Source organism: Massilia sp. 01N417 (assembly GCF_056399645.1).
This window is the reverse complement of the sequence record NZ_JBFTRS010000001.1, coordinates 234,534-247,859: the sequence shown is the minus strand read 5'-3', so window position 1 is coordinate 247,859 and position 13,326 is coordinate 234,534. Positions and strand designations below refer to the sequence as shown.

7 protein-coding genes are annotated in these 13,326 nt (G+C 65.5%); all 7 read right to left on the bottom strand.

What is annotated here, in order from left to right:
- Window positions 1–57: 57 nt before the first annotated feature.
- Complete coding sequence (locus AC1DOQ_RS01125; protein WP_477359334.1) at window positions 58–1,119, bottom strand: S1/P1 nuclease; 1,062 nt, start codon at window positions 1,117–1,119, stop codon at window positions 58–60.
- Between the two features lie 36 nt (window positions 1,120–1,155).
- Window positions 1,156–2,856: a bifunctional metallophosphatase/5'-nucleotidase gene (locus AC1DOQ_RS01120; RefSeq protein ID WP_477359331.1), complete on the bottom strand. Its 1,701-nt coding sequence runs from the start codon at window positions 2,854–2,856 to the stop codon at window positions 1,156–1,158.
- A gap of 134 nt (window positions 2,857–2,990) precedes the next feature.
- Window positions 2,991–6,395: a TonB-dependent receptor gene (locus AC1DOQ_RS01115; protein ID WP_477359328.1), complete on the bottom strand. Its 3,405-nt coding sequence runs from the start codon at window positions 6,393–6,395 to the stop codon at window positions 2,991–2,993.
- A gap of 688 nt (window positions 6,396–7,083) precedes the next feature.
- Window positions 7,084–8,583 (bottom strand): adenosine deaminase family protein, encoded by a 1,500-nt coding sequence (locus AC1DOQ_RS01110; RefSeq protein ID WP_477359325.1) that lies wholly within the window; start codon window positions 8,581–8,583, stop codon window positions 7,084–7,086.
- Between the two features lie 73 nt (window positions 8,584–8,656).
- Window positions 8,657–9,958 (bottom strand): guanine deaminase, encoded by a 1,302-nt coding sequence (gene guaD, locus AC1DOQ_RS01105; protein ID WP_477359323.1) that lies wholly within the window; start codon window positions 9,956–9,958, stop codon window positions 8,657–8,659.
- Window positions 9,958–10,968: a xanthine dehydrogenase accessory protein XdhC gene (gene xdhC, locus AC1DOQ_RS01100; protein WP_477359320.1), complete on the bottom strand. Its 1,011-nt coding sequence runs from the start codon at window positions 10,966–10,968 to the stop codon at window positions 9,958–9,960. The genes guaD and xdhC overlap by 1 nt, the downstream gene beginning before the upstream one ends.
- 1 nt (window position 10,969) lies before the next feature.
- On the bottom strand, window positions 10,970–13,318 hold the full coding sequence (gene xdhB, locus AC1DOQ_RS01095; RefSeq protein WP_477359317.1) for a xanthine dehydrogenase molybdopterin binding subunit: 2,349 nt from the start codon (window positions 13,316–13,318) through the stop codon (window positions 10,970–10,972).
- Window positions 13,319–13,326 lie beyond the last annotated feature (8 nt).

The window sequence follows — 13,326 nt, the reverse complement described above, 5'->3', positions numbered from 1 at the left end:
TGCCCACCCTACGTTATCGATGGTTCGTAGGGTGGGCACACCGTGCCCACGCCAACATTATTGGTAGATAGCCTGCAGCACCTGCGCCAGGTGATAACCGCCCTTGATCAGCTGGGTCTTGGCAATCGCGGAGCTCGGCACCGGATAGTTCTGCGGCACTTCCAGGCTCCAGGTGTAGTAGGTCTCGCCCTTCTTGCCGGTCTGCGGCGTGATCTTGCCGACGGTGACGCCGTCGAACACCTGCTTCGACACGGCCAGCGCATCGTCCGCCCATTGATACGGCCAGGTGGCCAGGTCGCCGGTCGAGCGGGCGACGTCCGGCTTGCTGTCGATCGCGGCCTGCGCAAACTTTTCCGGCGTCTTCGTCTGGATGCGGCGGAAGGCGTAGTTGACGGTGGTACTGTCCCAGTAGGAGTGGAAGGGCTTGGTCAGCGCCTTGGGCACGCCTTCCTTGACCGGCCTGGCTTCTTCCGGCGGGATCACGCTGGACAGGTTGGCGACCAGGCCGGCGAGCTTGGCGTCGTCCATCAGCAGGTTGTTGCCGCCGCGCGAATCGAAGATCGCGGTCTCGTCGATCTCGGCCTTGGTCTTCGGCACCACGAACTTGCCGTCCTTGTCGACGAAGGCGGCGCCCACGTGCAGCGGCTGGTGGATGTCGCCGGTCATGTGGGTCAGCAGGATCAGGGCCTGGCGCGGGGTGAACTTGTGCGGATTGGTGGCCGGGGTGTCCTTGCCCTGCAGGACGGCGATCGCCTGCTTCAGGGTCTGCACGATGTCGTCGTCGGCGGTGCCGGCGGCGCCGTCATGGTAGTGGTCCAGCTGGAACGGCACGTCGGTGTAGTGGTACTCGCTGTGCTTCGGGTTGGCGTTCACGTAGTCGACCATGTCCGGGGTCTGCGGACCGCACCAGTTACCCTTCACGCAGTCGGGCCAGGTGGCGATCGATTCCAGTGTCTCGCCCGGCAGCAGGATGGCTTTCACCTGCTGTTCGGCCTTGGTGCCCTTGATCAGCTTGTCGGCGATGGCGCCGACCGCGCGGTGACCGTCGTTGCCCCAGGCGAGGGCGTCGGCCGAAGCGAAGGCGCCGGCCAGCGCGAGTACACAAGCGAGTTTTTTCATGATGGTTCCTTGTCTGGACGTTTCATCGAACGGTGCTCAGCGCACCTTGTTGATTCGGGGCTGGGGCGCGGCCATGCCGGTCGCGCCGATGCCCGGGGTCTGCTTCAGGTAGGCGATCAACGCGTCGAGGTCGCGCATGCCGGTGTCGTGACGGTTGACGCCCTGGGCCAGTGCCGGGAAGTTGTCGCCGCCTTCGGCCAGGAAGTTGTTCGCCACGATGCGGTAGGTCTTGCCCTCTTCGACCGGCTTGCCGTCCACCTTCAGGCTGCCCGGCACCAGGCGCTGGCCGACCGGACGGGTGCTGTCCCACGAATAGGACAGGCCGCGCGAGACCTGCAGCATGTACTGGCTGTTGCCCGGACGGTCCCACTGCTGCTCCAGCATGGCGCGCAGCTGGGCGCCGGTGATGTCCAGCACCACCAGGGTATTCCCGAACGGGAGCACGGCCTGGGCCTGGCCGAAGCTGACCACGCCGCCCTCGCCCGCTTCCAGGTCCTTGCGGATGCCGCCCGGGTTCATGAAGCCGAGCAGCACGCCCTGGTCGCGGGTCGCCGCCACCGCGGCGTCGGCGATCACGTCGCCCAGCGGCGATTCGCCGGCGTCGCTGTCCTTGCGCGACACGCCGGACGCGGAGATGCGCGCGATCGGCCTGGCCAGTTCGGCGGCGCTGCGGGCACGCACGTCCTGCAGGTAGGCCGTCATCTGCGCATCGGGGGTGAACGCGCCCGGCGCCATGACGACGTTGCGGACCTGGATGTCGTCGACCTTGCCGCTGCCCGGCTCGACCGTCATCTTGATGCGCGACAGCACGTGGCCGGCATAGTCGGCCTGCGTCACCACGCGGCCGTCGACCTTGCACAGGTAACCCTTGTGCGAGTGGCCGGTGATGACCAGGCGGATCGCCGGATCGAGCTTCTTGACGATGCCGACGATCGGGCCTTCGAGGCCGTCGCAATAGGTCTTGTCGAAGGGTTCGCCGGTGTGGCCGCCCTCGTGGATCAGGACCACGAATACCTGCGCCCCCTGGGCGCGCATGGCGGGAATGACTTTATTGATGGACTCGGCCTCGTCGAGGAAGGACAGGCCCTTGATCGAGGAAGACACCGTCACCGATGGCGTGTCCTTCAGCACGGCGCCGACCAGGCCGACCTTCACGCCCTTGACGTCGACGACGCGCCAGGCCGGCACCAGGTTCTTGCCGGTGCTTGCGTCGACGACGTTGGCGGCCAGGTAGGTAAAGCCGGCGCCGAGGAAATCCTTCGACAGCCGGCAGGCCTTGTCCGGGCGCGGCGAATCGCAGCCGCCGTGCTGCTGGCGCAGCAGTTCCTTGCTGCCCGGGTCGAACTCGTGGTTGCCGAGCGAGCTGGCGACCAGGCCCATCCGGTTCATCGCCTCGATGGTCGGCTCGTCCGCGAACATCGAGGACACCGCCGGGCTCGCGCCCACCAGGTCGCCGGCGGCGACGAACAGCAAATCCTTGTCTTCCTTGCGGAAGGCGTCCAGCGCCCCCTTCAGCACATCGATGCCGCCGGCGCGGATGTTCTCTTTCTTGTCGCTGCCGGCCGGCGCATAGCTGTAGCGGCTGGGTTCCAGGTTGCCGTGGAAATCGTTGATGGCGACGATATTGAGTTCGATCGGGCCGCGCGGCGCCGTTGCGGGCGCGCTCGCGCAACCCGCCAGCGCCAGGCCGGCTGCCAGCACGGTGAGGCCGGTGCGGAGGGGACGGGAAACGGTCATGAAGTGGTACACCTTATCTTGTTGCGATGGATTGCAAGCCGAAGATTATTGCATGTAATCCAGTCACTGCGGGAAAGAAAAACGGCCGGTGTCGCCACCGGCCGTCTCGATCATCCAGCTACGAATTCAGCAGATCAGAAGTCGTAGTGCAGGGAGATCTGCGCCGACCACTGCGATTCGCCCTTGTTCTGGCGGATGCTGTAGTCGTCGTTCTGGGTGCGCACGGCGTAGACGTAGTGGCCGTTTGCATCCAGGCCGGCGTAGTCGACGAAGCCGCGGGTCTGGCCGCCCGAGGACGAGAACGGCATCTCCATGATGTGGCCCCACTTCTTGTTCAGCAGGTTGCCGACGTTCATGATGTCGAAGTCGATACGGCCCTTGTTGCGTGCGAACAGGCCCGGGATCTCCTGGCTGAACTTCATGTCGACGCTGTTGGTCCACGGTGCGAAGTCGCTGTAGCGGCCCACGACGCCACCGGCGGAATTCTTCAGCGCCTTGTTGGCGTTAACGATGTCCCAGAAGCGCTGCTCGTTGGCATGGCTGGTTGCGGTATCGCCGGCGAACGTGACTTCACCCGAACCGAAGGCTTTCGGGATGTACATCAGGTCGTTGGTCGAGATGCCGTCGCCGTTCATGTCGTTCTTGAAGGTCCAGCTGTACGGCTTGCCCGAACGGCCTTCGTAGAACATGCCGAAGCGGGTCTTGTAGCCGGCCAGGAAGGCCTTCTCGAAGCTCACGTTGGCGTTGATGCGGTTCTTGACCAGGTAAGCCGAGTTCGAGGCGACGTTTTCGTTCGGGTTGAACACCGAGCGCGCGCCGAAGTTGGAGCTCGAGGTCGACGAAGTCAGGTTCGACACTTCGGTTGCGTAGGTGTGGGTCGCGGAAATCTTCCAGCCCAGGCCACGGGTCATCGGATAGGCCAGCGCCACGGTCTCGACACGGCTTTCGCCCTTGTCGGTGCCGGTTGCCATCAGCACGTTACCGTAGTTCAGGTTGCTCAGCGCCTTGTTGGTGGTGGTGCAACCGGTCGCGGTGCTGACCGAGTTGTTACCCACGTTCCAGCAGCGCTGCAGCAGGCCGCCGTTGGCGTTCCAGAACAGCTGGCGGCCGTCGGTGCCGGTGGCGGTCGGGGCGCCGATGTTCAGGTTCTGGTAGAAGATGCCATCCTTGGTCTTGATGTACAGGGCTTCAACACCCGCCACCAGGCCATACCACGGCAGTTCCATGTCGAAGGCCAGGTTGGCCTTCCAGTTGGACGGCTGGCGCAGGCTCGGGCTCAGCAGGTCGACACCGGCGGTCGACGGTGCACCGTTGACGCTCTTCTGGGCGTCAACGTTCGGGGTGAAGGTGCCGTCCGCGTTCGGGCAGCGGGTTGCGCCCGAGCCCGAGCACTGGATCGAGCGGGTGGCGATACCGGCGTTCTGGTACGGGTTGGCCAGCCACACGCTCAGGGCCGCGCCCTGGAACAGGCCGGCGCCGCCGCGCACCTGCATCATGCGCGGGGTGTCGAAGCGGTAGTTGAAGCCGAAGCGCGGCTGGAACAGCTTGGTGCCGTCCGGGGTGTAGTTATTGGCGAGACCAAAGCCGCCGGTCTGGCGGCCGCCGTTGACACCGGCGACGAGCGGGGTCGCGAAGGCGGCGTTGGACGGCGGGGCCTTGTCCACGCCCACCTGGTCGACACGGAAGCCGTAGTTCAGGGTCAGTTGGCGGTTGACGCTCCAGGTGTCCTGCAGGAACAGGCCGGTGTTTGCCATCGAGAACGCCGAGATCGCGTCGTTCAGGGTGTAGCCCGCAGCGGCGGTTTGCAGGGTATACGAGGACGGACGGCCGTGCTGGAAGTTCTCCAGCACTGCAGCTTCGACCTGGGACAGCGACGCGGTGCCGCAGTTGATCGAGCCGAACGAGTACGTGAAGTTGTTGTCGCAGGCAAAGGTGTAGTTGCCGTAGACGTTCTGCAGGAAGGCGTTGTAGATCTTGTTCTTCTGGTAGTCCAGGCCGAACTTGATCTCATGGTCGCCGCGGGTCCAGGTGGCGCCGCCGTAGTAATCCTGGGTGGCGGTACCCAGCACGTTCTGCTGGCGCGAGTTCTCGGTACCGGCGTTCAGGAAGCGGTTGCCGGTGCGGGTGCCGCCCGGCGCGTCCGACGGCAGCGGGCCGCTGAACTGGAAGCCCAGCGTCGGCAGGCGCGCATTGTTCTTCGGCACCGAGTCGTAGTCACGCTTCGAGGCCTTGAACTCGGTCGCGAAGGTCGGCGACCAGTCGGAGAAGACCTGGGCAACCACGGTCTCGATCTGCTTCTTCTGGGTGTACAGGAAGGAGCTCAGCGAGATGCCGGTGTTCGAGAAGCTCGGGTAGATCGGCTCGGACTGCGAGGTACGCTGCAGGCGCAGGTTGGCGCGGTGGATGTCGCTGATGTTCCAGTCGACTTTCAGCATCTGCTCGCGCGAGCTCAGTTCGCTGCCGCCGGCAACCGGGTTGCCGAGGTCCATGCCATAGGTGTTCTTGGCGATGTTCTTGACGCGGTCGATCTCGCTCTGGGTGATGCCGACGGTGGTGCCCAGGCCCTGGCCGATGTAGCCGAAGTCCGGACCGGCCTTGCTGGAGCTGGTTTCTTCGCTCAGGGCGTAGAAGAACAGCTTGTCCTGGATCACCGCGCCGCTGGTCCACACGCCCTTGGTGGTTTCGGTGAACTTCGGCGCATCGCTGTATTCGCCGCTGGAGACGTTCAGGCGCTTGCCCGACAGCTGGTCGTCACGGTAGACGTAGTAGACGCCGCCCTTCCATTTGTTGGTACCGGACTTGGTGACGGCGTTGACGTTACCGCCGATGTAGCCCTTCTGGGTCACGTCGTAGTTGGCGACGTTGACCTGCACCGACTGGATCGCTTCGATCGAGATCGGCTGGCGCGCGGTCGGGCTGCCGCTGGCTTCCAGGCCGAAGGTGTCGCTGACGTTCACGCCGTCGACGGTCATCGTGTTGAAGCGCGAGTTCTGGCCGGCGACGGACATCTCGCCGCGGTCCTTGTCGGTCTGCGAGACGCGCGGATCGGCACGTGCGAAGTCCTGCAGGTTGCGGTTGATCGAGGCCTGGGTCTGCAGGTCGGCGTTGCTGATCGAGGTGCCCGAACCCATGTTGCTGCGGTTGAAGATGTCGGCGCGCGCGCGGCTGCCGGCCACGGTCACGGTCTGCATCGGGGCGCCGATGGTGGCGTCGACGGCAGCGGTTTCGGCCAGCTGCAGGTAGATGCCTTCACGCTTCTCGGTGACGCCGTTCTTCGTGATAATGATCGTGTACGGACCGCCGGTACGCAGGCCGCGTGCGACATAGCGACCTTCGGCGTCGGTAGTGACGTTGCTGACCGAACCCGACTCGGTGTGGATGATTTGCACCGCGGCGCCGGCGGCAGGCTTGCCGTCCGGACTCGTGATGCGACCGCCAACTGCCGAAGTCGTGTTCTGGGCAAGAGCCGGTGCTCCTGCCAGTGCAATCGACAAAGCCAGCGCCAGCTTGGTCAGCTGGATCCGTTTTTGATAGATCATTGGATTAACCCCAAAAAGACTAATTTTATTTATAAGGGAACGTCGTTCCCTCTCTCACAGTACTGCAACCCTTGGAAGCGACCGCTCTTCGCCGTCGTCCAGACATTCTGTACAACCCGCTCCCGCCCTTACCAAACAATCAAGAACAAAGGCGGCGCACGCGATTCTAGCGGTCAAATATTTCCCGGCCGTTACAGCCATTGCTTGCCAGCTTCGTCTTTGCCATTGGTTAATAAAAGACCAATATGCATGAAGGCAAATCTGATAGCAAATACGTTTTCTCTTGGGAATTTATAGCTTGCGCGTATAAGTTGATGAAAAAACGGGCAGGAATTCGCGTGTGGGGCGGCTTTCCCCTAGGAAAAGCGCACGGCGGGATTATAAGGGAGGCATTCTGTAGAAAAATTGTTTCGCTTGTTTTTTGGGCAAAGCAGTGAAGAAAGCGTTATTTTTGTAGCGAGTTGACCACAGCGCCAGCATATACATATGCATTTTTTGGGTAGTTACGTAGACCAAAATACGTCGTCCCCGCGGAGGCGGGGACCCAAGCTCTGCTTATGCCGTCGAAACGCATGCAAACTTGGGTCCCCGCCTTCGCGGGGACGACGGATTTGTCGCGGGGACGACGGATTTGTCGCGGGAACGACGGATATGTCGCGGGGACGACAGTATTCCTGCTAACTGATTATCAGCGCTTCGCCGCAGCCTTATCCAGCCCGGCAATCTCCGCCTCGAACCTCGCGAAGCGCTGGTCCAGCTGTTTGGTCAGGCGCGCCTTGTCGGCCGCATCCAGGAAGGAATAGCGGATGCTGTTGTAGGAAGCCTTCTTGAGCTCGGCGTAGCCCGGCTTGTAGCGGCTGGCGAACAGCACGTATTCGTTGGCCAGGTTGTGGCGGGTCACGCCGGCGTCGTCGGTGGAGATGACGTAGGGGACGCCGTACTTGCGGTACAGGGTGACCGGGTGGTTCTCGCCTTGCACGCCGTTGATGAAGGCGTTCGAGGTCAGGTTGATCTCGACCGGGATGTCCTTCTCGCGCATGCGCTGCATGATGGCGACCGCATTGCTTTCGTGGGCCAGGTCGATGCCGTGGCCGATGCGGTCGGCGCCGGCCAGGTTGACCGCCTGGTCGATGTGGAACTGCAGGTCTTCCGGCGGGACGTCGCCCAGGGCCAGCTCGCCGGCGTGCATCGCCACCTTGACGTTCGGGTAGACCGACTTCAGGAAGCGGAACATCTTCATGTGCAGGGTGTAGTCGCGCATCGACACCATCTGGCTCTCCTGCCCGACGATGTTGACGCCGACGATCTTGCTGTCCTTGCCGGCGGCCTTGAAGCCGGCGAGCATCGAGGAGAACACCTGCGAGGGGTTCAGCAGGCGCAGCACATAGGTCTGGTAGCGCATGGTGAAGCGCTCGTCGTCGATGCCGGCGGCGGCTTCGTCGATCCTGGCCGTGAAGTCGGCGATGGCCTGGTTGAACTTCTGGTCCGCGTCGAGCTGGGTCATCCAGGCGCGCATCTGGGCTTCGAAGGCCTTGTCGTCGTGGGCGTTCTGCCAGGACTGGGCGTCGAAGTCCTTGTTGGCGACGAAGGGCGACATCTTGAACATGGTCTCGATGTAGCTGACGTTCTCGCGGATCGCGCGCTCCTTGATCTCGACCAGGCCTTCGTGGAAGTTGGCGTTCGAGACCGGGCCGAAGTAGCCGAAGGTCTGGAAGAACTGGCGGTCCGGCGGCGCCTGCAGCGCGCCGTGGTTATGGAAATCCTTGCTCGACCAGCGCTGCAGCAGCTCGCGGTAGGTGAAATCGTCGGCATAGACGTCGGCGGTGCCCAGGCAGTTGCGCTCTTTGGCCGGCTTGGCGCGCTCGGCCTCGACCAGCGCCTTGTCGGTCTCGATCCTGTAGGTCTGCTTGTTGACGCAATAGCCCTGCTTGTCGAGGAAGTCGACATAGGTCTCGGCGTAGACGGCGCCGGAATAATGGTGGTGCAGGTCGCCGCCCTTGGGCATCTGGGTGAAGAACATGGTCAGCTCGGCCGTCTTCGGCTCGGCGCCCGCGATCAGGGCCGCGTAATGGCGGGCGGTGGCGGCCTCGTTGGCATTGGCGGCGGTCGGGCGCGCGCCGGCATTGGCGGCCAGGGCCAGGCCCAGTGCGACGGCGAGCGGGAGGCGGCGGCTGAATGTGTTCTGCATAAAGTTCTCGTGGCTGGTCCAGGGGCGAAACGTCTAGTAAACCTCAGGGCAGCGTCCGCTCGTGGACCGCGACTCATGCCACTGGCATGAGTCGCCCAGCCGCGTAGGTGGCGCGGATGGCACGGTCGTCGCCCAGCAGGGCCAGCGCAAACAGGGTTTCCTCGAGCGTATTGCTGTGCGCGGTGCGGCGCTCCAGCAGCGGCGTGGCCTTGGGGTCGAGCACGATGAAATCGGCTTCAAGCCCCGGAACGAAATTCCCGATCGTGCCCTCGAGCTGCATGCTGCGCGCGGCGCCCAGCGTGGCGAGGTAGAACATGCGCAGGGCCGGGAGGTAGCTGCCTTTCAGTCGCGCAACTTTATACGCTTCATTCATGGTTTGCAACATCGAGAAGGAAGTGCCCGCCCCCACGTCGGTGCCCAGCGAGACCAGCGCGCCGGCCTTGTCGGCGCGCGCCATGTCGAACAGGCCGCTGCCCAGGAACAGGTTCGAGGTCGGGCAGTGGGCGATCGCCGAACCGCTTTCGGCCATGCGTGCGACGTCGGCATCGTCCAGCCAGATGCAGTGTCCATACATGGCGCGCTCGCGCATCAGGCCGTAGTGGTCGTACACGTCCAGGTAGCTGCGGCGCTGCGGGAACAGCTCGCCCACCCATTTGCACTCGTCCCTGTTTTCCGAGACGTGGGTCTGGATGAAGGTGTCCGGATAAGCGCGCGCCAGTTCGCCGGTGGCGGCCAGCTGGGCCTCGGTCGAGGTCGGGGCGAAGCGCGGCGTGATCGCGTACATGTTTCTCCCCTGCCCGTGCCAGCGCTTGATCAGTTCCTCGCTCTCGCGCAGGTCGGCGGTGTCCTGCAGGAAGTCCGGGCAGTGGCGGTCCATCAGCACCTTGCCGGCGCCCATGCGCAGCTCGCGCGCCGACGCCGCCTCGAAGAAGGCGTCGACCGACTCACGGTGCACGCTGCAGTAGACCAAGGCCGTGGTGGTGCCGTTCCTGAGCAGCTCGTCGAGGAAGAACTCGGCGGTGGCGCGCGCGTGCACGGGGTCGCCGAACCTGCGCTCGGTCGGGAAGGTATAGGTCTCCAGCCAGGGCAGCAGGCCCGGCGCCGGCGAGGCGATCATGTCGGTCTGCGGGAAATGCAGGTGGGTGTCGATGAAGCCGGGCGTGATGATTTTGCCGCGGTAGTCGGTCACCTCGACGCCGGCCGGCAGGGTCGAGGCCAGCTTCGCGTAGTCGCCGGCCGCCTTGACGCGGCCGTTCTCCACGACCAGCAGGCCGTCCTCGTGCCAGGCATGGGCGGACTCCAGGAAGGCCGGATCCGCGTGAAAGTGCAGCAGGCTCGCGCGGTAGGCCTGCAGGTTCTGGGTGTCGATCGACATTAGATTCTTCCTGTTGAAGCGATTGTGGCGGCGTGGGCTTCCCACACCATCAGCAGTTGGGCGGCGACGGCGGCCGCGATCACGGCGGGCTGCTTGCCTTCGATGCCGGGCACGCCGACCGGGCAGACCATGGCATCCAGGCGACCGGCGTCCACGCCGCGCTCGCGCAGGCGGTGCTCGAACTGCTTGCGTTTGGTATTCGATCCGATCAGCCCGAACCAGTCCTGATCGAAGGACGGGCGTTTCAGGATCGTTTCGGCCAGGCGCTGGTCGAGCGCGTGGCTGTGGGTCATGACGAGGAAACTGGTGCCCGGCGCGGCGCTTTCCGCCAGCGCCTCCGGGATATCGGTGGCTTCGGCGGCGACGTTGGACGGCAGGCTCGCGGGGAACAGGTCCTCGCGCTCGTCGACCCAGGTCACGCGGCAGGGCAGCTCGGCCAGTGCGCGCACGATGGCCGCGCCCACGTGGCCGGCGCCGAACAGCACCAGGCGCGCGCGCGGCGCTTCGACGGCATCCGCCAGCCAGCGGCGGCCGTCCGGCCCGCGCATTATATGGGTAGCGGCGGGGCCGCGTGCAAATTCCGGCGCCGCGCCGCCGTGGACCAGCCGTCCGTGCGCGTCGAACAGGGCCAGGTCCGGCGCGCCGTCCAGCGCCACCAGGCGCCAGCTGTCCTGGTTGGCGCGCGCCGCCAGGGCCGCCAGGTGGCCGGCGTCCGCCAGCTCGAAGGCGAGGTGCACCACGCCGCCGCAGCACTGGCCCAGGCTGGGGCCGAGCGGGAAGCGCTCCAGGCGCCGGGTCTCGCCCGCCGCCAGCATGGCGCGTGCGGTCTCGACGCCGCGCAGCTCCAGGTGGCCGCCGCCGACCGTGCCCCACTGGCGCAGCGCATCGACCAGCATCTTCGCGCCGGGTTCGCGCGGCACCGAGCCTTCGACCGCGGCCACGGTCACCAGGACCTTCGGCGCGGCATCAGGCCCGGCATCGGATGCCGCTGCGGACAGCCAGTCTTCCATCTCAGCCTGCCCGGGTGGCCGCTTCGACGGCAGCGACGGCGTCGAGGATGGCTTCGCAGGTCGCCGGCGCGTTCAAGGGCGGATTGACCTTGTGGCCGCCGACGCTGGAAATCGCATCGCGGATCGCGAAGAACACCGAGAACGGCAGCAGCAGCGGCGGCTCGCCCACGGCCTTCGAGCGGTGGATCGAATCCTCGACGTTGCGGTTCTCGAACAGGCGCACGCGGAAGTCTTCCGGGCAGTCCGACACCGCCGGGATTTTATAGGTCGACGGGGCGTGGGTCATGAGCTTGCCGCCCTCGTTCCACCAGAGTTCTTCGGTGGTCAGCCAGCCCATGCCCTGGATGAAGGCACCCTCGACCTGGCCGATGTCGATCGCCGGATTCAGCGACTTGCCGGCATCGTAGAGCGCATCCGCGCGCAGCAGCTTCCATTCGCCGGTGAGGGTGTCGACGATCACCTCGGACACCGCGGCGCCGTAGGCGAAATAGGAGAAGGGTCGGCCGGTCATGGTCTTCGGATCCCAGGACAGGCCGGGGGTCGCGTAGTAACCGTCCGACCACAGCTGGGTGCGCGCCAGGTAGGCTTTCGCCACCAGCTCGCCGAAGGGGATCTCGGCGCCGTTCGCGAACACCGTGTCGGCCGCGAAGCGCACGTCTGCCGCTGCGCCGCCGTGCTGCTTCGCCGCGAATTCCGCCAGCCGCTCGCGGATCTGGCGCGCCGCATCCTGGGCCGCCTTGCCGTTCAGGTCCGCGCCGGTTGAGGCCGCGGTTGCCGAGGTGTTCGCGACCTTGCTGGTATTGGTGGCGGTGATGCGCACCCGCGACAGGTCCACGCCCAGCTCATGCGCCACCACCTGCATGACCTTGGTGTTGACGCCCTGCCCCATCTCGGTGCCGCCGTGGTTGACGAGGATGGAACCGTCCACGTACACGTGCACCAGCGCGCCGGCCTGGTTCAGGTGGGTGACGTTGAAGGCGATGCCGAACTTGACCGGCGTGAGCGCCAGGCCCTTCTTCAGCACCGGGCTGGTGGCGTTGAAGGCGTCGACGGCGGCGCGGCGGGCGCGGTATTTGCTGCCGGCTTCCAGCTCGTCGACCAGCTCGTGGATCACGTTGTCGACGATGACCTGGCCGTAGGGCGTGACGTTGCGATCCATACCGTCACCACTGCGGCCGTAGAAATTCAGCTTGCGGACGTCGAGGGCGTCGCGGCCGAGATTACGGGCGATCTCGTCGAGGACGTACTCCATCGCGATCGCGCCCTGCGGACCGCCGAAGCCGCGGAAGGCGGTGTTCGACTGCGTATTCGTCTTGCCGCAGGCGGCGCGGATGTCGACGTCGGACAGGTAGTAGCTGTTGTCGAAGTGGCAGACGGCGCGCGTCGCCACCGGGCCGGACAGGTCGGCCGAGAAGCCGGCGCGCGAGACCATGTCGACTTTCGCGCCGATGATGCGGCCTTCGTCGTCGTAGCCGACTTCGTATTCGTAGTGGAAGCAGTGGCGCTTGCCGGTGACGAGCATGTCGTCGTCGCGGTCGGCGCGCAGCTTGACCGGACGGCCGCACAGCCTGGCCGACACGGCCGCCGCCGCCGCCCACAGCGCCGACTGCGATTCCTTGCCGCCGAAGCCGCCGCCCATGCGCCGGCATTCGACCACCACGTGATGCGAGTGCAGGCCCAGCGCGTGCGCGACCACGTGCTGCATCTCGCTCGGGTGCTGGGTCGAGCACAGCACCAGCATGCCATCGTTTTCCTGCGGGATGGCGTAGGCGATCTGGCCTTCGAGGTAGAACTGTTCCTGGCCGCCGGCGTGCAGCTCGCCCTTCACCCGGTGCGGCGCGCGCTCGAAGGCCGCCTGCGCATCGCCGCGCGCCAGCCGCATCGGCGGCAGCACATAGCTTTGCGCGGCGCGCGCGGCCTGCGGCGTCAGGATGGCCGGCAGCTCGTCGTAGGCGACCACGCCTTTCTTCGCGGCGCGGCGCGCGTTGTCATGGCTGTCCGCCACCACCACGAACAGCGGCTGGCCCACGTACTGGACCAGGCCGTCGGCCAGGATGGGGTCGTCGTGGATGATGGGACCGCAATCGTTGGTGCCGGGGATGTCCTGCGCGGTATAGACGGCGACCACGCCGCGGCTGGCACGGACCGGCGCCAGGTCCATCGAGACGATCTTCGCATGCGGCTTGGCGGAGAGACCCAGGGCCGCGTGCAGGGTGCCGCGCACCTCGTCGATATCGTCCGTGTAGTCGGCCTGGCCGAGCACGTGCAGGCGGGCCGATTCGTGGGCCCGCGAAACGCCGACCGCGCTCCACGCCGCCGTGTCCAGTTCCGGTGCGCTCATGTCGTTCATGGTCAGTG

What these genes read in the sequence shown, in the direction of transcription:
- AC1DOQ_RS01120 (WP_477359331.1), bottom strand. Translation starts at nt 2,856, where the DNA reads ATGACCGTTTCCCGTCCCCTCCGCACCGGCCTCACCGTGCTGGCAGCC.
- xdhB (WP_477359317.1), bottom strand. Translation starts at nt 13,318, where the DNA reads ATGAACGACATGAGCGCACCGGAACTGGACACGGCGGCGTGGAGCGCG.
- AC1DOQ_RS01125 (WP_477359334.1), bottom strand. Translation starts at nt 1,119, where the DNA reads ATGAAAAAACTCGCTTGTGTACTCGCGCTGGCCGGCGCCTTCGCTTCG.
- xdhC (WP_477359320.1), bottom strand. Translation starts at nt 10,968, where the DNA reads ATGGAAGACTGGCTGTCCGCAGCGGCATCCGATGCCGGGCCTGATGCC.
- AC1DOQ_RS01115 (WP_477359328.1), bottom strand. Translation starts at nt 6,395, where the DNA reads ATGATCTATCAAAAACGGATCCAGCTGACCAAGCTGGCGCTGGCTTTG.
- guaD (WP_477359323.1), bottom strand. Translation starts at nt 9,958, where the DNA reads ATGTCGATCGACACCCAGAACCTGCAGGCCTACCGCGCGAGCCTGCTG.
- AC1DOQ_RS01110 (WP_477359325.1), bottom strand. Translation starts at nt 8,583, where the DNA reads ATGCAGAACACATTCAGCCGCCGCCTCCCGCTCGCCGTCGCACTGGGC.